This is a genomic window from Microbacterium oleivorans (assembly GCF_023715745.1).
In the GTDB taxonomy this organism is placed as follows: domain Bacteria; phylum Actinomycetota; class Actinomycetes; order Actinomycetales; family Microbacteriaceae; genus Microbacterium; species Microbacterium oleivorans_D.
The window spans coordinates 168,282-194,231 of record NZ_JAMBOV010000002.1 but is presented as its reverse complement, the minus strand read 5'-3'; the positions used below and the strand labels follow the sequence as shown (position 1 = coordinate 194,231).

Genomic DNA, 25,950 nt, shown 5'->3' with positions numbered 1-25,950 from the left:
CCTCTCAAGGGGTGGTGTCGGGCTGGGTGGGGACGACGGCGTCGCCGGCTGTGCGGCGCGCGGTCGGGTACAGCGCCAGCAGCAGCGCGATGCCGAGAGCAGCGCCGAGCGCCTGCGCCAGGACGAAGGGCGGCACAGCGCCTGGCGCGATGCCGGCGAAGGTGTCGGTGAACATGCGGGCGATCGTCACGGCCGGGTTGGCGAACGAGGTCGAGCTGGTGAACCAGTACGCCGCGCCGATGTAGGCGCCGACCGCCGCGGCGGTCACAGGAGCTGTCGAGCTTCGCGCCAGCGCGAAAATGAGCAGCACGAGCCCAGCCGTGGCGACCACCTCGCCCACGAGGTGCCCATCCGTCGCCCGGTCGTTCTGAGAGAAGGCGGGCGCCACGTCGAACATGACACCGGCGAGGAGGGTCCCGCTGATGCCGCCGACGATCTGCGCAGCGATGTACGAGCCGGCCGCACCGAGCGGCAGCCCGGTGCCCGCGCGGCGGCCCAGGAACCAGTCCGCCAGTGTGACGACCGGGTTGAAATGCGCTCCCGACACGGGGCCGAGCATCAGAATGAGCACGGCCAACCCGAGCGCGGTGGTCAGGCTGTTCTCGAGGAGTTGCAGGCCGACGTCGCCGGGCGACAGGCGCTGCGCCGCGATCCCCGAACCGACGACGACGGTCACGAGGAGTGCGGTGCCGACGAACTCCGCGAGGACCCGACGAAGCAGGTGCGGGCGGGAGGAGACGGCTGAGGTGACGTTCATGGCGAGTTCATCTTGACCCGATCACGGTAGTTCAGTCAAGATTGAGTCAATGACCGCTGAGCAAAATCGAGAGCTGACCGAGCGAGCCGCACGCCATGCCGCCCTCGGGGATGCGTCGCGCCTGCGGATCGTCGACCTGCTCACGCTGAGCGACCTCTCCCCGACCGAGATCGGCGTCGCGCTCGGGCTGCCCTCCAATCTGGTCGCCCACCACCTGCAGGTGCTGGAATCCCTCGGCATGGTGACGCGATCCCGCTCCGAAGGCGACCGCCGACGCAACTACGTCCGCCTCACCCCGACCGCGCTCACCGGGCTGACCCCGGGGCGCACGGCGCGGGCGAGTCGGGTGGTGTTCGTGTGCACCGCCAACTCCGCGCGATCCCAGCTCGCCGCCGCGCTGTGGGCCGAGCGCAGCAGCATCCCCGCCGCATCCGGCGGGACACACCCGGCCGATCAGATCGCTCCCGGGGCCGCGGCGGTCGCCGCGCGGCACGCCCTCCCCCTGCAGGACGCGGAGCCCCGATCCCTCGATGCGGTTCTCGCCAAGACGGACTTCGTCGTCACCGTGTGCGACAACGCCCACGAGGAACTCGACGTCGCGGGCGACCTGCACTGGTCCATCCCCGACCCGGTGCGAGTGGGGACGGACGACGCGTTCGACCACGCCTACGACGAGCTCGAACGTCGCATCACCGAACTCGCCCCCCGGCTCGCCGCGAGCTGACCCGACCCGAAAGACAGCATGAGCACCACAGCCCCCACCGTCCTGTTCATCTGCCAGCACAACGCCGGCCGTTCGCAGCTGGGCGCCGCCCTTCTCGAGGAGCTCGCGGGCGACCGGTTCACCGCGACGTCGGCAGGACTCTCCCCCGCGAGCGAGGTGAACGACGCGGTCGCGGCCTCGCTCGCCGAGCTGGGCGTGGACATCTCGGCACGCGTGCCGCGGGCGGTCGCGTCCGCCGACCTCGACGAGGCCGACATCGTCGTGCTCATGAAGCCCGGGCTGGCGCTGCCCTCCGCCCCGCGGGGCGAGGTCCTGGAGTGGTCGTTCCCGAACCCCGAAGCGTGGGACGTCGATGCGGTGCGCCCCCTCCGCGAAGCGGTGGCGCAGAGGATCCACGCGGAGCTCCTGTCCCGCTAGCTGCGCCGCTCACCGGAAGTCGCGCGACCGGTGCTGCACCCCGACCCGCAGGTCCTCGAACCCGTCGGCGACGAGGTTCGTCACCCCCTCGGGCGAGCGCTCGAGCATGCCGCGCGCGATGAGGGCGGGACTGTCGCGCAGGATGCGGCGGTACCTGTTCCACACCCCGACCGAGCAGATGACGTTCATGACGCCGTGCTCGTCCTCGAGGTTCAGGAACGTGATCCCGGATGCCGTCGCCGGCCGCTGCCGGTGCGTCACCAGACCCGCGACCTCGATGCGCCGCCCGACCTCGTGCTCGCGCATCCCGCGTGAGGTGATCACCCCGCGCGCGTCGAGCTGCGAGCGGTAGTGCGTCAGCGGGTGGTCGTCGGCCGACACCCCCGTCGCCCACAGGTCCGCGGCGAGCACGTCGTAGCTCGACTGATCGGGGAACAGCGGCGGCTGCACCGACACCAGCGAGCCCTCGAGGAACTCCTGGCGGTCCTGCGCGGCATCCCCCGCCAACCAGATGCCCTCGCGTCGCGTGATCCCGAGGCTCTCGAACGCGCCCGCCGTCGCAAGTGCTTCGAGCTGCGCCGCCGTCGCGCCCGTCCGCCGCACGAGGTCGCGCAGATCCCGGTACGGACCGGATGCCTCGCGCTCCGTCACGATTCTCGTCGCCAACGGCACGCCGATCCCCGTGATCGACGCGAGCCCCAGCCGCACCGCGACGTTCCCGTCCCGTCGGTGCGCCGCCGACTCGTCCGGCAGCGACCGGTCGAACTCGGGCACGGGCGGCTGGATGCGGTCGGTGCACGCGTCCCGGCCGGTCGGGGCGCGGAAGTGCGTGTCGCCCGCACCCACCGGCTCGAGCCCGGCATCCACCCCCGAGGCGTGCAGGTCAGGGCGGCGCACCTCCACCCCGTGCCGACGCGCGTCGGCGGTCAGGGTCGCGGGCGAGTAGAAACCCATCGGCTGCGCACGCAGCAGCGCGGCGAGGAACGCCGCCGGGTAGTGCAGCTTCAGCCACGACGACGCGTACACGAGCAGCCCGAACGACAGCGAGTGGCTCTCGGCGAAGCCGAAGTTCGCGAACGCCTGGATCTTGACGTAGATGTCGTCGGCGGCCTTGCCGGTCAGGCCGTTGCGCGCCATCCCCTCGTACAGCTTCTTCTTCAGCGAGTCGATCCGCTCGATCCCGCGCTTCGAGCCCATCGCGCGGCGCAGCAGGTCGGCATCCTCCCCCGACAGATCGCCGACGGCCATGCCCATCTGCATGAGCTGCTCCTGGAACACCGGGATGCCGAGCGTCCGCTCCAGCACCGGCTTGAGCTTCGGGTGCGCGTAGGTGATCGGCTCGTCGCCGAGCTTGCGCCGCACGAACGGGTGCACCGCGCCGCCCTGGATCGGCCCTGGACGGATGAGCGCGATCTCGACCACGAGGTCGTAGAACTTCCGCGGCTGGAGGCGGGGCAGCAGTCCCATCTGCGCACGCGACTCGACCTGGAACACCCCGATCGAGTCGGCACGGCACAGCATGTCGTAGACCGCGGCCTCTTCCTTGGGCATCGTGTCGAGCGACCAGGTCTCCCCCGTCGCCGCCTGGATCATGTCGAAGCAGTACTGCAGGGCGGCGAGCATCCCGAGCCCCAGCAGGTCGAACTTCACGAGCCCCATCCACGCCGCGTCGTCCTTGTCCCACTGGATGACGGTGCGGTTCTCCATCCGGGCGTGCTCGATCGGCACGACCTCGCCGACCGGGCGGTCCGTCAGCACCATGCCGCCGGAGTGGATGCCGAGGTGCCGCGGCGCCTTCAACAGCTCCCCCGCGTATTCGACCACCCGCTCCGGGATGTCGTGATCGGGCGGGGTGTCGAGCACCGCTCCCCAGCGCTCGACCTGCTTCGACCAGGCATCCTGCTGCCCCGGCGAGTGCCCCAGCGCCTTCGCCATGTCGCGGACCGCGTTCTTCGGCCGGTACTGGATGACGTTCGCGACCTGCGCCGCCCGCTCGCGTCCGTAGGTCTCGTAGACCCACTGGATGATCTCCTCGCGCCGGTCCGAGTCGAAGTCGACGTCGATGTCGGGCTCCTCGTCGCGCAGCGCCGACAGGAACCGCTCGAACGGCAGGTCGTAGAAGATCGAGTCGATCGCGGTGATGTCGAGCAGGTAGCAGACGGCACTGTTCGCGGCGGATCCCCGCCCCTGGCAGAGGATGCCGCGGCGCCGTGCCTCCTGCACGATGCCGTGCACGATGAGGAAGTACCCCGGGAAGTCCTTCTGCTCGATGACGCCCAGCTCTTTCTCGATGCGCGCACGGTTCGCCTCGGTGGCATCCGGGTACTTGCGGGGCACCGCCTCCCACACGAGGTGCCGCAGCCACGTCATCGGCGTGTGCCCCTCGGGCACCTGCATCTTCGGCAGCGCGGGCTTCGCGCGGCGCAGCGGGAACGCGAGCTCGTCGGCGAGCTCGACCGTCCGCTCGACCGCCCCCGGATACCGCCGGAACCGCCGTGCCATCTCAGCGCCCGAGCGCAGGTGCGCGCTCGCGTGCGAGGGCAGCCAGCCGTCGAGCTCGTCGAGCCCGCGGTTCGCGCGCACCGCCGCGACCGCCGCGGCGAGGTGCACCTTCTCGGGCACGGCGTAGTGCACGTTGTTCGTCGCGACCACCGGGAGCCCGCGCTCGGCGGCGAGCGCGGCGAGCACGTCGTTGTCGCGCGAGTCGGTCGGCGCCCCCTGGTCGATGAGCTCGACGTCGACCCGGTCCGCCCCGAACAGGTCGACGAGCCGGTCGAGCTCGTATGCCGCGGCGGCCGGCCCGTCGGCGGCGAGCGCCTGCCGGACGGCGCCCTTGCGGCATCCGGTCAGCACCTGCCAGTGCCCGCCCGCCCGGTCGGCGAGGTCGCGCAGATCGTAGACCGGGCGTCCCTTCTCACCGCCCGACAGCTGCGCGTGCGTGATGGCGGCGGCGAGCCGGTGGTAGCCCTCCTCGCCGCGCGCGAGCACGAGCAGATGCCGGCCATGCGGGTCGGGCTCGCCGTTCTGCGGACCGGGCAGCCCGAGCGACAGCTCGGCGCCGAAGACGGTCTGCAGCTGCAGGTGCTCGGCCGCCTCGGCGAACCGGACGATGCCGTAGAACCCGTCGTGGTCGGTGATCGCGAGGGCGTGCAGGCCGAGGCGCTCCGCCTCCTCGACGAGGTCCTCGGGTGAGGACGCCCCGTCGAGGAACGAGAACGACGAGTGCGCGTGCAGCTCGGCGTACGGCACGACGTCGCGCGGTCGCTCGATCTCAGGCGTGCGGTACTTGCCTCGCTTGTGCGACCACGCCGGACTGTCGCCGCCGTCGGTGCCCGCCGGCGCACCCTCGGGACGGCGCCGATCGCTGAGGATCCGCTCCATCTCCGACCACGAGACCGACGGGTTGTTGCCCCAGCCCATCAGTCGTACCTGCCCTCGGCGTGCCAGACACCCTCTTCGCACACGAGCAGCCAGGCCGTCTGCGCCTCGTCGACGACCTGGAACCGGTGCGCGCGACGGGCGCGTGCGGCATCCCACCCCCGCTCCATGACGGGCCACGGCCCCGCCCACGACGCGATGCGACGCGGATGCCGAGGCTTGCGCGCCCCCGACGCATCCGGCGCGCCGGGGAGGATCAGCGCGACCGGCTCGGCCGTCAGCTCGCCGCGACCGTCGACGGCGACCATGTCGTCGTCGCGGTCGATGACGGCGACGGGCACGGGCTCGGGGAACACGGTCGCCGGCAGCGGATCGGGAAGGCTCCCCGGCCACGGCCGCGCCCGCTCGGCGATGACAGCACGGTCGCCCCACGGCACGAGCACCTGCCGCTCGGCGAGCCAGCGCCCGCCGCCGACCTGCGGGGTGACCACCCCGGTGTGCCCGAGCATCGCCTGCACCCGCGAGAGCGCCGAGTGCACACGCTCCTCAGGCCCCGATCCGAACAGCCCCTTCACGTGATGGGATGCCGCGTCCACCTTCTCAGGCGCGATCCGCACCTTGGCGACGGCGCTCTTGAGCCCGCGCTCGGCGAGCTGCCAGCGCACGCGGTCGACGACGGCCGCCGCATCGAACGCCCCCGGATGCAGCCACACCCGCTCGCTGTGGTCGCCGCGGTCGCCCGTCAGCGCGACACGCAGCTCGGTGCAGACGAGGTCGACGGCGCCGAGTCCCGAGATGAACTGCTCCGCCGCGAGCCGGATGCCGAACGCGACCTGGTCGGCGATCTCGAGCGGCGGCTCGAAGCTGACCTCGCGCTCGAGCTCGGGCGGCGGCGTGCGCGGCTGCACGGGCTGCGAATCGAGCCCCGACGCGAGCGCGTGCAGCCGTGCCCCGCGGGGACCGAGCCGCTCGACGAGCCGCTGCGGCGGCAGCGCGGCGAGCTGCCCCAGGGTGTGGATGCCGAGACGCGCGAACAGGCTCGCGACCGCCTCGTCCTCGAGCGCCGTCACCGGCAGCGGCGACAGGAACGCAGCCGCCGCACCCGGCGGCACGATCCGCAGCGGAGCATCGGCGCCGGTCGCCCGCGCCGCCTGCTCCGCCGTGAACGGGCCGTCGCCCACCCCCGCGCGCACATCGAGCACACCGAGCTCGGCGAGCGCGCCGGTCAGTGCGGTCGCCGCTCCCGCCTCGCCGCCGTAGAACCGGGCGGGGCCCTTCACCCGCAGCGCGCACAGCCCCGGCTCGCGCAACTGCACGCCCGGGGCGATCTCCTCGAGCCGGGCGATGAGGGGGGCGAAGGTGCGGTGATCGCGTGCGTCGTCGGCGTCGACGACCTGCAGCTGCGGGCACCGCGCCTGCGCGTCGCGGCGCCGCATCCCCCGCCGCACCCCGTCGCCGCGCGCGGCGGGGGACGTCGCCGCGACGGTCCCTTTCGCGAAGACGGCGATCGGCTGCGCGGAGTCCGCGAGCCCCTCGCGAGCGAGCGCGACGACCGGCCAATCCGGCACCCACACGACGAGACTGCGGACCGGCTCGGTGCCGGTGTCGACGAGCGCGGGATCCATCAGCTCACCGCCCGCATCGGCAGGTCGACCACGGGGGCGACGGGCTGCTCACGCACCGCGATCGCACCGTCCGGAGCGGGCAGCAGCATCCGCGACGACCGCGGCACCGGAAAGCGCCGGCTCGTCACCGTCACGGTCAGCTCGCGTCCCTCGAGCACGCCGTACCCGTCGCCGAGGCCCGACCACCGCGCATCCGTCACGTCGATCATCGCCTCGGTCTGCGGCCACGGACCCTGCACGAGCAGCACGACCCCCCGCTCGCGCATGCGCGCCGCGAGTCGCGAGATCTCGGCATCCTTCGCCCTGCCCGGGGGTCGCACCGCGACGACCGGCAGCACGTCGGCGATCGTCGCGGTCACCGCGAGCCAGCGCGGCCCCGGCTCGGGGATCAGCACGAGGTGGGACAGATCGACCCCCGCCTTCTCCGCCGCCTCGGCGCCGAACCCCGGCATCCCGACCACCCCGCACCAGCTGCCGGTCTGCGACGGCTGCGCCAGCAGGCCGAACAGCAGCGACATCGAGCCGCCGATCGCATACGACGAACCGGGGCGCAGTCCGCCGCCCGGCAGCAGCTCGGCCAGGGCAGGATGGGTGGGAAGAGGCGGCGCATCGAGCTTGCGCCCCTGGATCTGGGCCATCTGCGCACGCAGCCGCTGCACCTCTTGGGCAGTGGCGGTGGTGCGCACGATGGATCTCACCTCGACATGGTAGAAGCTTTGTTCGAGTGACTCAAGCGGTCGAGTTCGAAGATACGCACGACCCCCGACATCGCCTCCCGCTCACACCACCCCCGCCTCACACCTCGCGGACGCTGACCTCCGGCCGCAGGTCCATCCGTCGCAGCAGCTGCGCGTTGAGCGCGACGACCACCGTCGACAGCGACATGAGGATCGCGCCCACCGACATCGGCAGCACGAACCCGATCGGCGCGAGGACACCCGCCGCGAGGGGCACCGACAGCAGGTTGTACCCCGCCGCCCACCACAGGTTCTGCTGCATCTTGCGATACGACCGGCGCGACAGCGCGATCACCGACACCACGCTGCGAGGATCCGACCCCGCCAGCACGACACCCGCCGAGGCGATCGCGACATCGGTCCCCGCGCCGATCGCGATCCCGACGTCGGCGCGCGCCAGCGCAGGTGCGTCGTTGACACCGTCGCCGACCATCGCGACCTTCCGCCCCTCCGCCTGGAGGGCGGCGACCGCGTCGGACTTGTCCTCGGGACGCACCTGCGCGAACACCCGATCGATCCCGAGCTCGTCACCCACCGACCGCGCGACCGCCTCGGCGTCGCCCGTGATCATGACCACCTGCACGCCCATGCGATGCAGCGCGTCGACGGCCGCACGCGACTCGGGCCGCACCTCGTCCGCGAGCTTCAACCCGCCCACGACCTCGCCGTCGCGCACGACGTGCAGGATGATCGCCCCATCCGCCCGCCATGCCTCGGCGGCATCCACCTCGCCCGCGCCGATCTCCTCGAGCAGGCGCGGACCGCCGACCCGCACCGACGCGCCCTCGACGGATGCCGTCACCCCTACCGCGGGCGACGACGAGAAGCCCGTCGCCGCCGGCACGCCCAGCCCACGCTCCCCCGCGGCGCGCACGATCGCGCGCGCCAGCGGGTGCTCGCTGTCCGCCTCCGCCGCCGCGGCGAGGGCGAGCACCTCGGCCTCACCGAGGTGAGCGGATGCCGCGACCTTCGCGACGACCGGCTCGCCCTTCGTGAGGGTCCCGGTCTTGTCGAACAGCACCGTGTCGACCGTCCGCATCGCCTCGAGGGCCAACCGGTCGGTCACGAGCACGCCTCCCCGGGCCGCGCGCTCGGTCGCGATCGACACGACGAGCGGGATCGCCAGGCCCAGCGCGTGCGGGCAGGCGATGACGAGGACGGTGATCGTCCGCACGACGGCCTCGTCCGGCATCCCGATGAGACTCCAGACGAGCGCCGTCACGACGGCCGCACCGAGCGCGAACCAGAACAGCAGCGCCGCGGCGCGATCGGCGATGCGCTGCGCCCGCGACGACGAGTTCTGCGCGTCACTGACGAGGCGACGGATGCCGGCGAGCGCCGTGTCGTCCCCGGTCGCCGTGACCTCGACGCGCAGTCCGGAGTCGGTCGCGACGGTGCCGGCGGTGACGGCGGCGCCCTCTCCGCGCGCGACGGGGCGGGACTCGCCCGTGATCATCGACTCGTCCATCTCGGCGCGTCCGTCCACGACGCGGCCGTCCGCGGGGACGCTGCCGCCGGGGCGCACGACGACGACGTCGCCGACCCGCAGCTCACTCGGGGCGACGGTGACGACCACATCGCCCTCGACGCGCTCCGCCTCGTCGGGCAGGAGCGCGGCGAGCGAGTCGAGGGCCGAGCTGGTCTGCGCGATCGAGCGCATCTCGATCCAGTGTCCGAGCAGCATGATGACGATGAGCAGCGCGAGCTCCCACCAGAACTCGAGCTCGTGATGCAGGATGCCGAGGCTCGCCCCCCACGATGCGAGGAACGCGACGGTGATCGCGAGGGCGATGAGGAGCATCATCCCCGGCGAGCGGCGTCGCAGCTCCGCGACAGCGCCGGTCAGGAACGGACGCCCGCCCCACACGAACATGACGGTTCCGAGCACCGGGGCGACCCACCTCATCCACCCCGTCACCTCGTAGCCGAGGATCATCGCGAACATCGGGGATGCGGCCACCACCGGGACCGCGATCAGGAGGTTGATCCAGAACAGCCGCCGGAACTGCCCGACGTGGTCACCGTGTCCGCCGTGCATGTCATGGCCCTGATGCCCGGAATGGACATCGTGACCCGCGTGCATGTCGTGCCCGGCGTGCATGTCGTGCTCCGCGTGCATGTCGCTCCCCTCGCTTATACCCCCTAGGGGTATACACGGCCCAACGCGAGCCGTCCACGAGTATTCCGACCGAACCGCCTACGCGGCGAGCGCCAGGTACGGCTCCCACGCCGGATCGGTGCGCTCGGTCCCCCGCACGCGCCATCCGGCGCCGCGTGGGGCGGACGGGATCCACCGCAGCTCCCAGTGCATCTCCTGAGGTGTCCGGTCGCCCTTCACGTTGTTGCACCGGAGGCATGCCGCGACGAGGTTCTCCCACGAGTCCGCTCCCCCGCGCGATCGGGGGAGAACGTGATCGATCGTCGTCGCGCTCTTCCCGCAGTACGCGCACCGGTTGCCGTCGCGGCGAAGGACACCTCGGCGCGTGACGGGCACGCGTCGCCCGGCGGGGATGCGCACGTACCGCGTCAGCACGATGACGGCCGGACGGTCGTAGACGTCACGGGTGCCCCAGACGGGGTCCTCCTCGACGCGCTCGATGATGGTGGCCTTCTCCGTCATGACGAGCACGAGTGCTCGTTTGAAGGAGACGACGGCCAGGGGTTCGTAACCTGCGTTCAGCACCAGAGTGCGCATGTGGGTGTCCTCTCGAACTGCCGTGACGGCTTCAGCGGCCTTCCGTTGTGTCGACGCGGCACGGGTCGAGAGGGATGCGGGCACGAAAAAAGGCGCTGTCATGATGACAGCGCCTTCATCGCACGACCGACGTCGTGGCAATCGTGCACACGATGCCGCAGCACATGCCGACCTAGCGCATTCCGGTTGCGAATGCGGGGTTGGATGTCCATGCGGCTCCCCTCGGCTCGAACGAGCGTCGGGGTCAGGGTAATACACCCGGGGATGCCCGAGGGCGAACAGCAGACGAACGGATGCCGTGTGTCGTCAGCCGGCGTTGGCCTGCAGCCACGACTCGGCGTTGGTGTAGCCGTTGTTGACGCGGATCTCGAGGTGCAGGTGGGTGCCGTTGGCACGGCCGGTGTCACCGACCTGACCGATCAGCTGCCCGGCCGAGACCCTGTCGCCCACCGAGACGCGTCGCGTGCCCCAGTCCATGTGCGCGTAGAGCGACGTGACGCTCGTCCCACCGATGTTGTGGGCGATCTTCACGTACACACCCCAGCCCGGTCCGGACTCGGACGAGGCCACCACGGTGCCGTCGGCGACTGCGTAGATCGGCTCGCCGCGGCCGACCATGTAGTCGGTGCCCTTGTGGCCCGCGTACGGACGGCCGAAGTTGTTGAAGTGCGCGAGCGGGCGACGGACGGTGCCCGAGCCCGGCGCGACGAGCGGTACGGCGGACGAGAAGCTCGACGACCGCGAGCTCGAGCTCGACGCGCTGGAAGCCGCGGCGAGGCGGGCGGCGAGCGCGGCCTTCGCCGCCTCCTCCGCCGCCTTCTTCGCCTTCGCCGCCGCGATCTCTTCGGGCGTCGTGGCGGAGTACCCGCCGCGCTCGAGGGTCTCGGGGCTGCCCTCCGAGGCGACGACGAGCGACTGCGCATCGTCGGCGGAGACCTGCTGCAGCGTCCGCGCCTCGGCGACATCGCCGCGGTCGGCCGCTGCGAAGGCGGGGATGGCGACCGTCGCGACCATTCCCGCGACGGCGGCGACGGTGACGAAGCTGCGGACGGGATGCGGACGAGCGGCGGTCGAACGGGTCGCGGGCGCTTTCGCAGCGACCCGGCGGCTCAGACGACCTTTACGGGGGGCCGTCGACGCCTCAGAAATCTCGTTCGACGGGTGGAACTCTTCAGCCAAGCTGTCCTCCGGCGCCTCCGCATCCCTGCTGGCAGGATGCTGGCTCGTCGGCACTCAGTGTCGGGCACAGATGTACGGGGCACTTCGCGAATGACGAGCCGGAGAGGCAACTCGCGAAGCGGTCCGTGGCGGGCTTCTCGCCGATGGACCCTCCGAGGCTACCCGAAGGTAACGAATAAGTCACGCTCCGGGCTCTGAACCCGGTAATCGGCGGACCGGCTCAGAGCTCGCGGACGTCGACGAGGAAGATGTGCGAGGCGACCTCGACGGGCAGCTCGAGGGCGTCGTCGGCACCGTCCATCTCGACGAGCACGTAGCCCTCGTTGAAGCGGAACGAGCCCGATCGGCCGGGCACGACGCCCGCGTCGCGCAGCTGCGCGAGCAGCTCGGGGTCGACCTGGATCGGCTCGGCGAGACGACGGACGCTGCCCGTGAGGGGGCCACCGGCATCCGTCAGCCGGCGGACCAGACCCACGACCCCGCTGTCGAACGTGTTCGCGGGAACGTCGCCCAGCTGGTCGAGTCCCGGGATCGGGTTGCCGTAGGGCGACTCGGTCGGATGGTCGAGCAGCTCGATCAGTCGGCGCTCGACGAGCTCGCTCATGACGTGCTCCCAGCGGCAGGCCTCCTCGTGGACGTACGCCCAGTCGAGACCGATGACGTCCGAGAGCAGTCGCTCGGCGAGACGGTGCTTGCGCATCACGTCGACGGCCTTCTGACGGCCCGGGTCGGTGAGCTCGAGTTTGCGGTCCTCCGAGACCACGACGAGACCGTCGCGCTCCATCCGGCCGATCGTCTGCGACACCGTCGGGCCCGAGTGCCCGAGGCGCTCCGAGATGCGGGCGCGGAGGGGCGTGATGCCCTCCTCCTCGAGTTCGAGGATCGTGCGCAGATACATCTCGGTGGTGTCGATGAGGTCGGTCATCAGAGGCCTTTTCGCGCGGGAGACAGTGCGTTCCCAGCCTATCCGGCATCGGGTCACGCGGCGTCACGGGGCCGGGGCGGCCGAGGCGGGCGCCCTAGACTTCTCGGCATGGCGACTGTGACCCTGCCCCCCGAGTTCCTGCCCGTCGACGGCCGCTTCGGCTGCGGTCCGTCCAAGGTCCGTGCCGAGCAGCTCGAGGCGCTCGTCACGCAGGGCGCGACCCTCTTCGGCACCTCCCACCGCCAGGCTCCCGTCAAGGATCTCGTCGGCCGCACGCGCTCCGGTCTCGCCGAACTCCTCCGCCTTCCCGACGGCTACGAGATCATCCTCGGCAACGGCGGCTCGACCGCGTTCTGGGACGCCGCGGCGTTCGGGCTCATCGAGAAGCGCGCGCAGAACCTCGTCTTCGGCGAGTTCGGCGGCAAGTTCGCCGCCGCCGCCGGCGCGCCGTGGCTCGAGGCACCGGATGTCCGCAAGGCGGAGCCCGGCACGAGCGTCGCACCGGAGGCGGTCGAGGGTGTCGACGTCTACGCCTGGCCGCACAACGAGACCTCGACCGGTGTCGCGACGGCGATCTCCCGCGTCCACGGCGACGCCGGTGCGCTGACCGTCGTCGACGCGACGAGCGCTGCCGGCGGCATCGACTTCGACGTGACCGAGACGGACGTCTACTACTTCGCCCCGCAGAAGAACCTCGGTTCCGACGGCGGCCTCTGGTACGCCGCGGTGTCGCCGGCGGCCATCGAGCGGATCGAGCGGGTCTCGGCATCCGGTCGCTACATCCCCGAGTTCCTGAGCCTCAAGAACGCGCTCGACAACTCGCGCCTGCAGCAGACCCTCAACACCCCCGCGATCGCGACCCTGCAGCTCCTGGACACGCAGCTGCAGTGGATCAACGGGAACGGCGGTCTCGCGTGGGCGGGCGCCCGCACGGCGGAGTCGTCCGGTGCGCTCTACGCCTGGGCGGATGCCGCATCCTTCGCGACCCCGTTCGTCCAGAACCCTGCGGACCGCTCCCCCGTCGTCGTCACGATCGACTTCGACGAGTCCATCGACGCGGCTGCGATCGCGAAGAGCCTGCGCGCCAACGGCATCGTCGACACGGAGCCGTATCGCAAGCTCGGTCGCAACCAGCTGCGTGTGGCGACTTTCGTCTCGATCGAGCCGTCGGACGTCCGCACGCTCATCGGGGCCATCGACTACACCGTCGAGCACCTCGCCGACTGACCTCCGCAGACGAACGCGCCCCCGAGGAGAGATCCCCGGGGGCGCGTCCGTGTGAGAGCGGATGCTGCGCGTCAGTACTCGCGCAGCGACTCCCGCGAATCCTCGTCGTCGTCGGACTCGTCGTCCTCAACATCGGACTCGTCGTCCTCAACATCGGACTCTTCGTCATCCTCATCGTCGGACTGTTCGTCATCGTCGTCCGACTCATCGTCGTCGTCTGCAGCTGCGGTGTCGTCGAGTTCGTCGATGTCCACACCATCGACGTCTCCCGCGTGCAGGATCGGGGATCCGTCGCTGTCGAAGTCGGCCGCGTCATCGATGTCGTCGCCGTCCTCGACATCATCCTCGTCCTCGTCGGACGCGTCGTCCTCGTCGGAGTCGTCGTCCTCGCCGGCCGCAGCCTGAGCCGCCTGGTACTCGGCCAGACGTTCCGCCCACGGCAGCCACTCGGGCGCCAGCAGCGCGCCGTCGCCGGGAAGGAGCTCCACCTCGAGGACCGTCGGGTCGGCGCCCTCGACGACAGCCACGCTGACCGTCCAGAACCACCCGGGGTAGCCGTCCATGCGGTTCGCGAACCGCAACGAGACGACACCGCCGTCCTCGACGACGTAGCCGGCGGCCTCGCCGATCGTCGACTCCGGAGTCACCTCGAGCAGCGCCGCCCGTGCCAGGTCGTGCGCGTCGAACAGGCGCGGGTCGACGACGACGGGCTCTCCCGTCACCGGCTCCTCGGCCTCCGGAGCCGGATCGGCCTCGGGCTGCTCGGCGATCTCCGGCTGCTCGGCGACGTCCGGCTGCTCGGCGACGTCCGGCTGCTCGGCGACTTCGGGCTGCTCGGCGACCTCCGACTGCTCGGCGACCTCCGGCTGCTCAGGCTGGTCGGGGTGCTCAGGCGTCGAGGTCATCGGCAACCTTGCGCAGGATCGCCGCGACCTTCTTGCCGTGCGACGTGCTCGGGTAACGGCCGTGGCGCAGATCCCCGCCGATGCCGTCGAGGAGCTTCACGAGGTCCTCGACGATCACGGCCATGTCGTCGGCCTTCGGACGGTTGCGCTTGCTGAGGCTGACGGGGGCGTCGAGCACGCGGACGGCGAGCGCCTGCAGGCCGCGGCGGCCGTCGGCGACGCCGAACTCCAGGCGCGTGCCGGGCTTCATCGTCGTGGTCCCCGCGGGGAGCGCCGTCGCGTGCAGGAAGACGTCCTGACCGTCGTCGCCGGTGATGAAGCCGAATCCCTTGGCCTCGTCGTAGAACCTGACCTTGCCGGTGGGCATGTGTCGAAACCTCGCTGCTCGAGCCCGCACGCGGGCATGGAAAAGTGGGACCGTCTCAGCCCCAGCCACCAGACTACGGCACCCCGGCGAGCCGCTACTCTGATCGGATGACCACTCCGCCCTCGGCCGGCGACCTTCCCGTCCGTCGCATCGACCGCATCCTGGCGTTCATGTCCCTGGGTCTGCTGGTGCTCTCGGTCATCTGCTTCTTCTCGATCATCATCGCGTCCGGTCCGGGCGGCCTGGAGCAGGCCGACTTCGCAACGGGGATGTGGCCCGTCGTGACGCTGATCGTGTACGTCGCCCCGCCGGTGGCCTTCGCGCTCCTCCTGGCGCTGCTGATCATGACCTTCGTGCGACGGGGACGGGCGAACAAGGGCCGCTGACGTGACCGCCTCCGACGCTCGTGCCCTCGCGACCCGCCTCGCGACGCTCGACCCGGATGCCCTCGGCGCTCTCTTCGACGCCCGGCACATCTCGCCCGGCATATCGTGGACCGACTTCTTCGATGCCGCTGACGCACTGCTGGACCCCGCACAGCTGAACCGTGCCCTCGCGGATCTGTCCGATCTCGAGGCCACCGCTCTCCGCGCCGCAATCACGGAGGGCACCGCGGTCACGCCCTCCGTCCGGGGCGGCCTCGTCGCTCGCGCCCTCGCCGACGCCGACGGCCGCCCGTATGACGCGGTCGCAACCGGGTTGGCCGCCGCGACGCCGGTGGCGGCACCCGCGGTGTTCGCCGGCAGAGCCGAGTCGGATGCCGCGAGCGCCGAGCGGGCATTCGACGCCGTCGCATCCCTCGCCGACATCCTCCACGCCACCGCCCGGACACCGCTCGGGCGCATCGGTTCCGGTGCGCTCAGCGCGGGCGACCGTCGGCGCCTCGTCGAGACCGGCGCGGCACAGACCCCGGAGGACGCCGACACGCTCGTCGCGATCGCCGCGCAGGCGGGACTGCTGTCGGGATCGGAGCGGACGTGGGCGGTCTCCGACGCCGGGATGCGGTGGCTCGGGACGCGCACCCTCGAGCGGTGGCTCGAGGTCGCTCACCGCCTGCGGGAGCGGCTCCCCCGCGCGCTGCGCACGCTCGAGGGCGGCTGGCGCCCAGCCGCCGAATGGCCCGGCGCCCACCCGTACGATCCGGCCTGGCCCGATCGGGTGACACGACTGGCCGCTCTAATCACGCAGTGGGCGATGACCGCCCCCGACGGCACACCGCCCGGGTGGGCCGCAGGGCTCGCACGCGGGGCGGATGCCGACACCGGCACCCTGCGTTCGCTCCTGCCCCACGAGGTCGACAAGGTGTATCTGCAGAACGACCTCACCGCGATCGCCCCCGGTCCGCTGGAGCCACAGCTCGATCAGCGCCTGCGCACCATCGCGCGTCGGGAGTCGCGTGCGCAGGCGGCGACCTACCGGTTCGCGGCAGAGACGATCGGCGCCGCCTTCGCCGCCGGGGAGACCGCGGCATCCCTCACCGAGTTCCTGAACACCCTGTCGCTCACCGGCGTCCCGCAGCCGCTGGCCTACGAGATCGAGCGGGCCGCTGCGCGGCACGGTCGGCTGCGCGTCGGGCCGGACTGGCAGGGATGGACGCGCGTGTCCGGCGACGCCGACCTGCTCGAGGCGATAGGCGTCGACCAGGCCCTTCGCCCGCTCGGGCTCGTATCCGACGGCGACGACCTCGTGACCCGCATCAGCCCCGAGACGACCTTCCGGATGCTCGCCGACGCCCGATACTCCGTGCTCGCGGTGGACGCCGACGGCGTGCCCCGCACCCCCGATCGGCACGAGACCGGCGACCGTGCCGCGCCGGAACCCCCAGCGTCCGAGCGCTACCGCACCCTCATCGAGAAGCTGAGGGCGAGCCTGTCGGAGGACGCGGATGCCGCCTGGCTCGAACGCGAGCTCGATCAGGCCGTCCGCACCCGGGCGACGATCGAGATCACCGTGCGCATGCCCGACGGCTCCTCGCGCGACGTCACCCTCGAAGCGGCGGGGCTGGGCGGAGGCCGTCTGCGCGGCCGCGACCGCGCCGCTGACGTCGAACGCACCCTGCCGCTGTCGAGCATCGTCAGCGTCCGCCCGGTCTGATCGGCGCGGCCGGTAGACTTGCCGGTTATGGCTGACGGCCCCCTCATCGTCCAGAGCGACCGCACTGTGCTGCTCGAAGTGGCGCACCCCGACGCGGAGAACGCGCGCCACGAGCTCGCGATCTTCGCCGAGCTCGAGCGCGCCCCCGAACACATCCACACCTACCGCGTGACGCGGCTCGGGTTGTGGAACGCGCGTGCCGCCGGGCATGACGCCGAGGACATGCTGGCGACCCTGGAGCGCTGGGCGAAGTTCCCCGTACCGCCGTCGGTGTCCATCGACATCCGCGAGACCGTCGGCCGCTACGGCCGACTGGTCATCGAGCGCGACGACGAAGGCACACTCATCCTGCGCTCGACCGACAAGGCGGTGCTCGCCGAGATCGCGCGGAACCGCCGCATCCAGCCGCTTCTCATCGCGCACCCGACCCCCGACACCTACGTCATCGACGCGTGGGCGCGCGGCCAGATCAAGCAGGAGCTGCTGAAGATCGGCTGGCCCGCCGAGGACCACGCCGGGTTCACGCCCGGCACCCCGCACGAGATCGAGCTCCACGAGGACGGCTGGACGCTGCGCCCCTACCAGCGCAAGGCCGTCGACATCTTCAGCGAGGGCGGATCGGGAGTCGTCGTGCTCCCCTGCGGCGCGGGCAAGACGCTCGTCGGCGCGGCGGCGATGGCCGACACGAAGACGACGACCCTCATCCTCGTGACCAACACCGTCAGCGCACGCCAGTGGCGCGACGAGCTGCTCAAGCGCACGTCCCTGACCCCCGAGGAGATCGGCGAGTACTCCGGTCAGTCCAAGGAGGTCAAGCCGGTCACTATCGCGACCTACCAGATCCTCACGGCGAAGCGGAAAGGCGAGTACGCGCACCTCGCGCTGCTCGACGCGCTCGACTGGGGGCTGATCGTCTACGACGAGGTGCATCTGCTCCCCGCGCCCATCTTCAAACTCACCGCCGATCTGCAGGCGCGGCGCCGGCTCGGCCTCACCGCGACGCTCGTGCGCGAGGACGGGCGTGAGGGCGACGTGTTCAGCCTCATCGGCCCCAAGCGGTTCGACGCACCGTGGAAGGAGATCGAGGCGCAGGGCTTCATCTCCCCCGCGGTCTGCTACGAGGTGCGCATCGACCTGCCGGCATCCGACCGGCTCGAATACGCCGCTTCCGCCGACGACGAGCGCTACCGGCTCGCGGCGACGGCGCACGCCAAGATCGACGTCGTCCGCGACCTCGTCGCCAAGCACGAGGGCGAGCAGATCCTCGTGATCGGGCAGTACCTCGACCAGATCGACGTGCTCTCCGAGGAGCTCGGTGCGCCGAAGATCACGGGTTCGACCCCGGTCGACGAGCGCGAGGAGCTGTTCGACGCGTTCCGGCATGCCCGCATCCCGGTGCTCGTCGTCTCGAAGGTCGCCAACTTCTCGATCGACCTGCCGGACGCGTCCGTCGCGATCCAGGTGTCGGGCTCCTTCGGGTCACGCCAGGAGGAGGCGCAGCGCCTCGGCCGTCTGCTGCGGCCGAAGTCCAACGGGCACAAGGCGAGCTTCTATACGCTCATCGCCCGCGACACCGTCGACCAGGACTTTGCGCAGAACCGCCAGCGGTTCCTCGCCGAGCAGGGCTACAGCTACACGATCCTCGACGCCGACGACCTGCGCGCCGCCTGAGCGACGCGCAGGTCCGGAGCCTCAGTCCGACGAGGACGACGCCCCGGACGCCCCGCCGTCACCCGACGAGCCGGAGCCGTCCGGTGCCGGGCTCGGGTCGGCGGTCGGGGTCTCCGGCGCCCGCGAGTGGTCGGGTGCCGGTGCGTACTCGCCCCACCGCGGAGCCTGGTGCGGCTGGAGAGGCGGCCCGGAGTACGGCTCGGCGGCGGCCGGATCGGGCGCCGGCGCGACCGGCGGCTGCCCGTAGACGGGAGGCCGCCCGTACACCGGCGGCTGGCCGTAGACGGGCGGCTGGCCGTAGACCGGCTGCCCGGAGGGTGCAGAGCCGTACGCGGGCTGCCCGTAGGGGGCATAGCCGTAGACGGGCGGCGCGGAGACGGGCTCGGGCGCCGGTGTCAGACGCAGCGTGCGTCGACCGTCGCCACGCCGCCACAGCCACTCGACGACCCCGACGTAGATGGCGATCATCACGACGGACGAGACCAGCCCCATCACCGTCGTGTCGGTGGCATTGGCGTCGCTGAGTCCGAACACCGAGAACCCGAACGCGACGATGTTGTTGATGACGTGCAGCGCGATCGCGGCCTCCAGACCGCCCGTGCGCCAGGTGAGCCAGCCCGCCGCGATCGCGAACGCCGCCACGCTCGTCTGCCCCAGCACGTCGTACACGTGGCCGAGGACGAACAGCGGGACGGGCAGCAGGATCGCCCAGGCCGGATGCCGCAGCCAGCGACCGACCGTCTGCATGAGGTAGCCGCGGAAGACGTATTCCTCCGCGGTCGCCTGGAAGGGCACGAGCAGGAGGACGACCAGCAGCGATGCGACGAACGACGCGTTGTCCTGGGGTGCGACGAGGTCGCCGCTCGACCCCTCCTCGACGGGGATGAGGAAGGTGAGCGCCGAGACGACGATGTAGACGACGACCGCGGCCCCGGCGCACAGCAGCATCCACCGCCACCGCAGCCGTCCCGCGACGGACGAGATGTGGCCGATGCGTTTGCCCGCGACGATCCACGACGCGAACAGGTACGACGGCCAGAGGATCGCGAGCGAGAGCAGGATCACCGCGAGCCCGATCGGGTCCGTGACGTCCATGACGGTCAGCCGGCGCAGCATCGCGTCGGCGCCGGCTGTCGGATCCGCAGCGAACACCAGGATGCCGAAGAGCAGGCCGATCAGCAGTGATCCGACGAGGAAGAAGACGACACCGAGGATGCCCGTCACGAGCGGCACCCACCACCCGCGGCGCTCGCGCGCGAAGACCAGACGGTGGAACGCGAGACCGTTCCCGGTCGCGTCGGCGGGAAGGGGATGCGGAGGTCGGGGCTGCGGAACAGTCACCGTCCCATCCTGTCCCACCCCGGACGGGGATCGTACCCCGAGGCGACCCGACGCGGGAATGTCCAGCAAACCGATGGATTCCGGTGCCAGTATGGGCACATGACCGCTGCGCGAATCCTCGTCGTCGACGACGAGCCGAACATCCGGGACCTGCTGGTCACGAGTCTTCGGTTCGCCGGATACCAGGTCCGCGCCGTCGCGAACGGCGCCCAGACCATCTCGGCCGTCCTCGAGGAAGAACCCGACCTCATCATCCTCGACGTCATGCTGCCCGACATGAACGGGTTCAGCGTCACCAAGCGCCTCCGCGGCGCGGGATACACCGCCCCCATCCTCTTCCTCACCGCGAAGGACGCGACGGAGGACAAGATCGAGGGCCTCAACTCCGGCGGCGACGACTACGTCACCAAGCCCTTCAGCCTCGACGAGATCGTCGCCCGCATCCAGGCCATCCTGCGCCGAACGATGCAGGCCGACGAGGACTCCATCATCAAGGCCGGCGAGATCACGATGGACCAGGACACCCATGACGTCCAGGTCGGCGACGTCTCCATCGACCTGTCCCCCACCGAATTCAAGCTCCTGCGCTACCTGATGCTCAACCCCAACCGGGTGCTCAGCAAGGCGCAGATCCTCGACCATGTGTGGGAGTACGACTTCAACGGCGACGCCGGCATCGTGGAGAGCTACATCTCGTACCTGCGCCGCAAGATCGACCCGCACTCGTCCGAGCCGCTCATCCAGACCAAGCGCGGCTTCGGGTACATGCTGAAGGCCGACCGCACCGCCTGAACGGAGGCGCCCCCTGGGCCCGACCGAGAAGCAGGACCGCGTCACCCGCTGGTGGCGAGGCCTCAGCCTGCGTGCGAAGGTCACGGGTGTCACCGTCAGCGTGCTCGCCTTCGGCATGATCGGCGCGGGTGTCGGCACCATGATCTTCCTGCGCAACGCGCAGCTGAACGCCGTCGACCAGTCCCTCACGCAGACGGTGACGACCGACATCGCGAGCAACCTCATGAACGTCACGATCGAGGACGGCGAGGCGAGCTTCACCCCGATCGCTGCGGCACCGACGGACTTCGCCGTCGCGGTCTACAGCGGCAAGGGCGACGGGCGGCTGCTCGCCGTCGCCGGCGGGGATTCCTCGCTGTCCCCGCCGCAGTTCCCCGAGACGTTCTCCCTCGACCAGACCGTGCTCAACGGGACGGCCCCCTTCGATCTCTCCTCGGCCGACGGCACCGTGCGCTACCGCGCGAGCGTCGACACCCTCCCGATCCCGGGCTCGCGCGACTACTACACGCAGCTGGTCGCCCTCCCTCTCAATGACGTCAACCGCACCGTCGCCAACTACATCGGCATCTACACGGCGCTCGCCCTCTTCACGATCCTGTGCAGCGCCGTTCTCACCCGGGGCCTCGTGACCCTCGCGTTCCGCGGGCTCGGCCAGGTCGAGTCCACGGCCATGACGATCGCGAAGGGCGACTTCAGTCAGCGAATGAGCGACATCGCCCCCGGCACCGAAGTGGGGCGCCTGAAGACCGCCATCAACGTCATGCTCGACCGCATCGACGAGGCCCTCGGCGAGCGCGACTCGACGGTGGAACGGATGCGGCGGTTCATCGGCGATGCCAGCCATGAACTCCGCACCCCTCTCGTGACGGTCCGCGGCTATGCGGAGCTCTATCGGATGGGGGCGATCCAGGACCCCGAGCAGACGACGCAGGCGATGGAGCGCATCGAGAAGGAGGCGATCCGGATGGGCGCGCTGGTCGAGGACCTCCTTGCGCTCGCGCGCCTCGACGAGCAGCGCGACATCGCCGTCGTCCCGGTCGACCTCCGTCCCATCGCCCGCGATGCCGCTCTGGACGCGCGCGCCGCCGCCCCGGACCGCGAGGTGACCTTCACGGGGCACACAGCCAGCTCGGTCATCCCCCTGGCGATGCTCGCCGAGCCGGACCCCGAGGCACCCAAGCGGCGCCCGGGGCCCATCGCCGGCGCCGGACGTCTGCTCCGCCGTCGCGGCAGAGCGGATGCCCCGCCCCCCGCCCTGGTGACCTCGCCCATCGTCGTGCCCACGCCGCAGACCGCCGCCCCGATCGTGCTCGGCGATGAGAACCGCATCCGTCAGGTCGTGGCGAACCTGCTCGGCAACGCACGCCGCTACACCCCGGAGGGGTCGCCGATCGAGCTCGCCGTGGGCGCCGACCTCGAGTCGTCGCGCGGCTGGATCTCGGTGGCCGATCACGGCGAGGGGATCCCGGAGCAGATCCGCGCCAAGATCTTCCAGCGCTTCTGGCGAGCCGACTCCTCTCGGACCCGCGAGACGGGCGGCTCGGGTCTCGGCCTGTCGATCGTCGCGTCCATCGTCGCGACGCTGCAGGGCACCATCGAGGTCACCGACACCCCCGGTGGCGGCGCGACCTTCACCGTGTGGCTGCCTCTCGCGGTCGATCGGGCCACCGCCGGCGCCGCGCTCGACCTGTCCACGCAGCCGCTGCCGCGCACCTCGCTTCCCGACGCCTGAGGTCTCCTCCCCAGGCCCCGTCCCGCCCGCCTCCTCCCCTGTGTCGTGCACAGAGACGGGTGTCGGTCGGTGCGCTCCTAGCGTTGCGGCATCCGATCGAAAGGAACCGCGATGTCCACCTTCACCGTCGACAGCGACGCCGTCCTCGCCGCCACCAGCACCATCCGGGCCACCGGCGACCGGGTCCAGTCCGAGACCACCGCGATGCTCGGGCATCTGACCCAGCTGCAGGGATCGTGGACCGGCAGTGCGTCCGTGGCCTTCCAGTCCGTGGTCGAACGCTGGCGGGCCGCGCAGCGTGAACTCGACGCCGCCCTCGCCGACATCAGCACGGCTCTCGGCGCCGTCGGTCAGCAGTATGCCCAGACCGAGATGGCCGCCGCGGGGATGTTCCGCTGACCGTGCCGGGAACGACGAAGGGCCCCTCCCGGAGGAGGGGCCCTTCGCTCGCGATTCAGCGGTGGATCAGAAGTCCATGCCACCGGTCGGGTCGCCTGCCGGCGCCGCGACCTTCTCGGGCTTGTCGGCGACGACGGCCTCCGTGGTCAGGAACAGACCGGCGATCGATGCAGCGTTCTGCAGCGCCGAGCGCGTGACCTTGGCCGGGTCGATGATGCCCGCGGCGAACATGTCGACGTACTCGCCCGTGGCGGCGTTGAGGCCCTGACCGGCGGGGAGCTCGGCGACCTTGTTCGAGACGACACCGGGCTCGAGACCGGCGTTCAGCGCGATCTGCTTCAGCGGAGCCTGGATCGCGACCTTGACGATGTTCGCACCGGTCGCCTCGTCACCGACCAGCTCGAGGTTCGCGAAGGCCTTCTCGCCCGCCTGGATCAGCGCGACGCCACCACCGGGGACGATGCCCTCCTCGACGGCCGCCTTCGCGTTGCGAACGGCGTCCTCGATGCGGTGCTTGCGCTCCTTGAGCTCGACCTCGGTGGCCGCGCCCGCCTTGATGACGGCGACGCCACCGGCGAGCTTGGCGAGACGCTCCTGCAGCTTCTCGCGGTCGTAGTCGCTGTCCGTGTTCTCGATCTCGCGACGGATCTGGGTCACGCGACCCTCGATCTGCGACGCGTCACCGGCACCCTCGACGATGGTGGTCTCGTCCTTGGTGATGATGACCTTGCGCGCACGGCCGAGCAGGTCGAGGGTGGCGTTCTCGAGCTTGAGACCGACCTCCTCGGTGATGACCTGGCCGCCGGTGAGGATCGCGATGTCCTGCAGCTGGGCCTTGCGACGGTCGCCGAAGCCGGGGGCCTTGACGGCAGCCGACTTGAAGATGCCGCGGATCTTGTTGAGCACGAGGGTCGCGAGAGCCTCACCCTCGACGTCCTCGGCGATGATCAGGAGCTCCTTGCCGTCCTGGATCACCTTGTCGACGACGGGCAGAAGGTCCTTGATGTTCGAGATCTTCTGGTTCGCGATCAGGATGTAGGGGTCCTCGAAGACCGCTTCCTGACGCTCGGCGTCGGTGACGAAGTAGGGGTTGATGTAGCCCTTGTCGAAGCGCATGCCCTCGGTGAGCTCGAGCTCGGTGCCGAAGGTGTTGGACTCCTCGACCGTGACGACGCCTTCCTTGCCCACCTTGTCGATGGCCTCGGCGATCAGGGCGCCGATCTCGGGGTCGGCAGCAGAGATGGACGCCGTCGCCGCGATCTGGTCCTTCGTCTCGATCTCCTTCGCGCCGGCGAGCAGCTCGTCGGAGAGAGCCTTGACGGCCTTCTCGATGCCCTTCTTGAGCGAGATCGGGTCGGCACCGGCTGCGACGTTGCGCAGACCCTCGCGCACCAGCGCCTGGGCGAGGACGGTGGCCGTCGTCGTACCGTCACCGGCGACGTCGTCGGTCTTCTTCGCGACCTCCTTGACGAGCTCCGCGCCGATCTTCTCGTACGGGTCGTCGAGCTCGATCTCCTTGGCGATCGACACGCCGTCGTTCGTGATCGTGGGGGCGCCCCACTTCTTCTCGAGCACGACGTTGCGGCCGCGGGGGCCGAGCGTCACCTTGACGGCGTCGGCCAGGGTGTTGAGGCCGCGCTCGAGGCCGCGACGGGCCTCCTCGTCGAAAGCGATGATCTTTGCCATAAGTGTGTCGTCCCTCCCGGACGTGAGGTTCAGTACCGTGCCCCCAGGGACTGGGAGCGGGATAGTTCTGGCACTCATGATGAGTGAGTGCTAAATCATTCTGGCACTCGACCCTAGGGAGTGCAAGCCGCACCGGATGTGTCGCGGCGTGCGGGACGACGTCTGCGCCGGAAGGGGGTCCGAGGTTCCCGACGGGACGCCACATCAGCGCTCATCGACCGTCCACAACCGCGAAGAGACGCCCACTGCGGGACGTCTCTTCGCGTGTCGGCGCCTCGGATCGCGGCGCCCGAGATGGAGGGATGCGGGGAGTCAGGCGACGACGCGGACCGACTCGGCCTGCGGGCCCTTCTGACCGGTCCCGACGGTGAACTCGACCGACTGACCCTCTTCGAGGACACGGAATCCCGACATCTCGATGTTCGAGTAGTGGACGAAGACGTCCTGTCCGTCACCGAGGGTGATGAAGCCGAAGCCCTTCTCGGCGTTGAACCACTTGACGGTTCCCTGGGTCATGCGAATCTCCTGAAGCTGTGGGACATCGAAATGCTAGCCACGCCTCGACGGCGGATCCGGCGGTTCCGGGCTTTGTTGACACCCCCGAACCGAAGTGTTTACGACGGCGAAACACGCGGCGGTCGAGCCGCCGCGGAAGGGATCACTCCGAGCCGAAGTCGAGCCCGACGACCACCACGAGCTGAGAGCGCGTCTCGCCCTCCGCGCTCGCCGTCTCGGGCGGTGCGACCACCTGGTAGGTGTCGTCGAGCGACACCTCCGCGCCGCCGATCGCGTCGGCCAGTCCACGGGCGGCGGCCTCGTCCGCCGCGGTGCCGTAGTACACGGTGGTGGTCGGGAAGTCGTCCGAGCTGGCGTTGCTCTCCTCGACATCCGCCTCGGCCCAGCCTGCGGCGATGACATCGTCGCGCACGGCCTGTCCCAGAGCGGCATCCGGCGTCGCGTTGAGGATCAGGACCTGATACGACGTGTCGACCTGCGGAGCGACCACCTGCGATGTGGCGGTGGACTCCGAGCGGGGAGCGAAATCGAGACGACCGGTCGCGAACATCGTGCTGAGCACACCCACCGCGACGATGGCGACGGTCGCGACCACCGACCACAGCACGATGACGCCCACGCGCAGGCGGGGGTTCTCCGCCCGATGCGCCCCGACCCGAGCGGGGTGATGCGGCACGTCGTCGAAGCGATCCTTCGCGGCAGCCCGCACCGCCGATGCGGGTGCTTCCGCGGAGGTGGGCTGCTCTGGCTCGGCAGGGGAGGTCGGAGACGGCACCCGAGAAT

At 70.7% G+C, this 25,950-nt stretch carries 23 protein-coding genes; 9 read left to right on the top strand and 14 right to left on the bottom strand.

Translation table 11 applies throughout. The annotated features are described in order from the left end of the window. Positions 1–4: 4 nt before the first annotated feature. The gene (locus tag M3190_RS05715) at positions 5–757 is read right to left on the bottom strand and encodes an aquaporin (protein WP_251579418.1); all 753 of its coding nucleotides are present in this window, start codon (positions 755–757) and stop codon (positions 5–7) included. Positions 758–806: 49 nt separating this feature from the next. Here M3190_RS05715 and M3190_RS05710 point away from each other — a divergent pair, with 49 nt between their 5' ends. Together M3190_RS05710 and M3190_RS05705 are read left to right on the top strand one after the other, a co-directional pair. Further along, the gene (locus M3190_RS05710; protein WP_251579416.1) at positions 807–1,481 is read left to right on the top strand and encodes an arsenate reductase/protein-tyrosine-phosphatase family protein; all 675 of its coding nucleotides are present in this window, start codon (positions 807–809) and stop codon (positions 1,479–1,481) included. A gap of 18 nt (positions 1,482–1,499) precedes the next feature. Continuing rightward, complete coding sequence (locus M3190_RS05705; protein WP_251579414.1) at positions 1,500–1,898, top strand: arsenate-mycothiol transferase ArsC; 399 nt, start codon at positions 1,500–1,502, stop codon at positions 1,896–1,898. Positions 1,899–1,907: 9 nt separating this feature from the next. On the opposite strand, the gene M3190_RS05700 is transcribed toward M3190_RS05705, so the two are convergent. The 7 genes from M3190_RS05700 to M3190_RS05670 form a co-directional block, all read right to left on the bottom strand. Next, positions 1,908–5,318, bottom strand: a complete 3,411-nt coding sequence (locus M3190_RS05700; RefSeq protein WP_251579412.1) for an error-prone DNA polymerase — start codon at positions 5,316–5,318, stop codon at positions 1,908–1,910. Continuing rightward, positions 5,318–6,901 (bottom strand): DNA polymerase Y family protein, encoded by a 1,584-nt coding sequence (locus M3190_RS05695; protein ID WP_251579410.1) that lies wholly within the window; start codon positions 6,899–6,901, stop codon positions 5,318–5,320. Before M3190_RS05695 ends, M3190_RS05700 begins: the two co-directional genes overlap by 1 nt. After that, positions 6,901–7,587 carry a hypothetical protein gene (locus tag M3190_RS05690; RefSeq protein ID WP_251580412.1) on the bottom strand — a complete coding sequence of 229 codons (687 nt, stop codon included), beginning with the start codon at positions 7,585–7,587 and terminating at the stop codon, positions 6,901–6,903. The genes M3190_RS05695 and M3190_RS05690 overlap by 1 nt, the downstream gene beginning before the upstream one ends. A gap of 109 nt (positions 7,588–7,696) precedes the next feature. Beyond that, entirely contained in the window at positions 7,697–9,757 is a 2,061-nt protein-coding gene (locus M3190_RS05685) for a heavy metal translocating P-type ATPase (protein WP_439958008.1), read from the bottom strand. A 78-nt stretch (positions 9,758–9,835) separates the two neighbouring features. After that, positions 9,836–10,333, bottom strand: a complete 498-nt coding sequence (locus tag M3190_RS05680) for an HNH endonuclease (RefSeq protein ID WP_251579408.1) — start codon at positions 10,331–10,333, stop codon at positions 9,836–9,838. Between the two features lie 306 nt (positions 10,334–10,639). Then, on the bottom strand, positions 10,640–11,512 hold the full coding sequence (locus M3190_RS05675; protein ID WP_251579405.1) for a M23 family metallopeptidase: 873 nt from the start codon (positions 11,510–11,512) through the stop codon (positions 10,640–10,642). A gap of 220 nt (positions 11,513–11,732) precedes the next feature. Then, positions 11,733–12,437 (bottom strand): metal-dependent transcriptional regulator, encoded by a 705-nt coding sequence (locus M3190_RS05670; protein ID WP_251579403.1) that lies wholly within the window; start codon positions 12,435–12,437, stop codon positions 11,733–11,735. Between the two features lie 108 nt (positions 12,438–12,545). On the opposite strand from M3190_RS05670, the gene serC reads away from it, so the two are divergent. Beyond that, on the top strand, positions 12,546–13,664 hold the full coding sequence (gene serC / locus M3190_RS05665; RefSeq protein ID WP_251579401.1) for a phosphoserine transaminase: 1,119 nt from the start codon (positions 12,546–12,548) through the stop codon (positions 13,662–13,664). A gap of 71 nt (positions 13,665–13,735) precedes the next feature. On the opposite strand, the gene M3190_RS05660 is transcribed toward serC, so the two are convergent. Further along, complete coding sequence (locus tag M3190_RS05660; RefSeq protein WP_308222238.1) at positions 13,736–14,569, bottom strand: DUF3027 domain-containing protein; 834 nt, start codon at positions 14,567–14,569, stop codon at positions 13,736–13,738. Continuing rightward, positions 14,553–14,936 carry a cold-shock protein gene (locus M3190_RS05655; RefSeq protein WP_251579400.1) on the bottom strand — a complete coding sequence of 128 codons (384 nt, stop codon included), beginning with the start codon at positions 14,934–14,936 and terminating at the stop codon, positions 14,553–14,555. Before M3190_RS05655 ends, M3190_RS05660 begins: the two co-directional genes overlap by 17 nt. A 107-nt stretch (positions 14,937–15,043) precedes the next feature. Between M3190_RS05655 and M3190_RS05650 the strand changes: the two genes are divergently transcribed. From M3190_RS05650 to M3190_RS05640, 3 genes are read left to right on the top strand one after another with little or no spacing between them, the layout of a single operon-like run. Next, on the top strand, positions 15,044–15,322 hold the full coding sequence (locus M3190_RS05650) for a multidrug ABC transporter ATPase (RefSeq protein WP_251579398.1): 279 nt from the start codon (positions 15,044–15,046) through the stop codon (positions 15,320–15,322). A 1-nt stretch (position 15,323) separates the two neighbouring features. Beyond that, a complete protein-coding gene (locus tag M3190_RS15500; RefSeq protein WP_251579396.1) occupies positions 15,324–17,030 on the top strand; it encodes a helicase-associated domain-containing protein in 1,707 nt (568 codons plus the stop codon). Between the two features lie 27 nt (positions 17,031–17,057). Next, on the top strand, positions 17,058–18,701 hold the full coding sequence (locus tag M3190_RS05640) for a DNA repair helicase XPB (RefSeq protein WP_251579394.1): 1,644 nt from the start codon (positions 17,058–17,060) through the stop codon (positions 18,699–18,701). 21 nt (positions 18,702–18,722) lie between these two features. On the opposite strand, the gene M3190_RS05635 is transcribed toward M3190_RS05640, so the two are convergent. Next, the gene (locus M3190_RS05635; RefSeq protein ID WP_251579392.1) at positions 18,723–20,042 is read right to left on the bottom strand and encodes a CPBP family intramembrane glutamic endopeptidase; all 1,320 of its coding nucleotides are present in this window, start codon (positions 20,040–20,042) and stop codon (positions 18,723–18,725) included. A 99-nt stretch (positions 20,043–20,141) separates the two neighbouring features. Here M3190_RS05635 and M3190_RS05630 point away from each other — a divergent pair, with 99 nt between their 5' ends. The 3 genes from M3190_RS05630 to M3190_RS05620 all read left to right on the top strand — a co-directional run bounded on the left by M3190_RS05630 (position 20,142) and on the right by M3190_RS05620 (position 22,965). Next, entirely contained in the window at positions 20,142–20,834 is a 693-nt protein-coding gene (locus tag M3190_RS05630) for a response regulator transcription factor (RefSeq protein ID WP_036311868.1), read from the top strand. A 139-nt stretch (positions 20,835–20,973) separates the two neighbouring features. Next, on the top strand, positions 20,974–22,566 hold the full coding sequence (locus M3190_RS05625; protein WP_439958016.1) for a sensor histidine kinase: 1,593 nt from the start codon (positions 20,974–20,976) through the stop codon (positions 22,564–22,566). A gap of 111 nt (positions 22,567–22,677) precedes the next feature. After that, positions 22,678–22,965 (top strand): WXG100 family type VII secretion target, encoded by a 288-nt coding sequence (locus tag M3190_RS05620; RefSeq protein WP_064001530.1) that lies wholly within the window; start codon positions 22,678–22,680, stop codon positions 22,963–22,965. Between the two features lie 66 nt (positions 22,966–23,031). On the opposite strand, the gene groL is transcribed toward M3190_RS05620, so the two are convergent. From groL to M3190_RS15495, 3 genes are all read right to left on the bottom strand, one after another. Then, positions 23,032–24,651, bottom strand: coding sequence for a chaperonin GroEL (groL, locus tag M3190_RS05615; RefSeq protein ID WP_251579383.1), 1,620 nt, complete (start codon positions 24,649–24,651; stop codon positions 23,032–23,034). A 312-nt stretch (positions 24,652–24,963) separates the two neighbouring features. Beyond that, on the bottom strand, positions 24,964–25,167 hold the full coding sequence (locus M3190_RS05610; RefSeq protein WP_251579381.1) for a cold-shock protein: 204 nt from the start codon (positions 25,165–25,167) through the stop codon (positions 24,964–24,966). Positions 25,168–25,309: 142 nt separating this feature from the next. Then, on the bottom strand, positions 25,310–25,942 hold the full coding sequence (locus M3190_RS15495) for a LytR C-terminal domain-containing protein (protein ID WP_251579379.1): 633 nt from the start codon (positions 25,940–25,942) through the stop codon (positions 25,310–25,312). Between the last annotated feature and the right edge of the window lie 8 nt (positions 25,943–25,950).

Excerpts from the sequence above, each read along its gene's own strand:
- M3190_RS05715 (WP_251579418.1), bottom strand. The coding sequence starts at position 757 with ATGAACGTCACCTCAGCCGTCTCCTCCCGCCCGCACCTGCTTCGTCGG.
- M3190_RS05710 (WP_251579416.1), top strand. The coding sequence starts at position 807 with ATGACCGCTGAGCAAAATCGAGAGCTGACCGAGCGAGCCGCACGCCAT.
- M3190_RS05705 (WP_251579414.1), top strand. The coding sequence starts at position 1,500 with ATGAGCACCACAGCCCCCACCGTCCTGTTCATCTGCCAGCACAACGCC.
- M3190_RS05700 (WP_251579412.1), bottom strand. The coding sequence starts at position 5,318 with ATGGGCTGGGGCAACAACCCGTCGGTCTCGTGGTCGGAGATGGAGCGG.
- M3190_RS05695 (WP_251579410.1), bottom strand. The coding sequence starts at position 6,901 with ATGGATCCCGCGCTCGTCGACACCGGCACCGAGCCGGTCCGCAGTCTC.
- M3190_RS05685 (WP_439958008.1), bottom strand. The coding sequence starts at position 9,757 with ATGCACGCGGAGCACGACATGCACGCCGGGCACGACATGCACGCGGGT.
- M3190_RS05680 (WP_251579408.1), bottom strand. The coding sequence starts at position 10,333 with ATGCGCACTCTGGTGCTGAACGCAGGTTACGAACCCCTGGCCGTCGTC.
- M3190_RS05670 (WP_251579403.1), bottom strand. The coding sequence starts at position 12,437 with ATGACCGACCTCATCGACACCACCGAGATGTATCTGCGCACGATCCTC.
- serC (WP_251579401.1), top strand. The coding sequence starts at position 12,546 with ATGGCGACTGTGACCCTGCCCCCCGAGTTCCTGCCCGTCGACGGCCGC.
- M3190_RS05660 (WP_308222238.1), bottom strand. The coding sequence starts at position 14,569 with ATGACCTCGACGCCTGAGCACCCCGACCAGCCTGAGCAGCCGGAGGTC.
- M3190_RS05655 (WP_251579400.1), bottom strand. The coding sequence starts at position 14,936 with ATGCCCACCGGCAAGGTCAGGTTCTACGACGAGGCCAAGGGATTCGGC.
- M3190_RS05650 (WP_251579398.1), top strand. The coding sequence starts at position 15,044 with ATGACCACTCCGCCCTCGGCCGGCGACCTTCCCGTCCGTCGCATCGAC.
- M3190_RS05640 (WP_251579394.1), top strand. The coding sequence starts at position 17,058 with ATGGCTGACGGCCCCCTCATCGTCCAGAGCGACCGCACTGTGCTGCTC.
- M3190_RS05630 (WP_036311868.1), top strand. The coding sequence starts at position 20,142 with ATGACCGCTGCGCGAATCCTCGTCGTCGACGACGAGCCGAACATCCGG.
- M3190_RS05625 (WP_439958016.1), top strand. The coding sequence starts at position 20,974 with ATGATCTTCCTGCGCAACGCGCAGCTGAACGCCGTCGACCAGTCCCTC.
- M3190_RS05620 (WP_064001530.1), top strand. The coding sequence starts at position 22,678 with ATGTCCACCTTCACCGTCGACAGCGACGCCGTCCTCGCCGCCACCAGC.
- groL (WP_251579383.1), bottom strand. The coding sequence starts at position 24,651 with ATGGCAAAGATCATCGCTTTCGACGAGGAGGCCCGTCGCGGCCTCGAG.
- M3190_RS05610 (WP_251579381.1), bottom strand. The coding sequence starts at position 25,167 with ATGACCCAGGGAACCGTCAAGTGGTTCAACGCCGAGAAGGGCTTCGGC.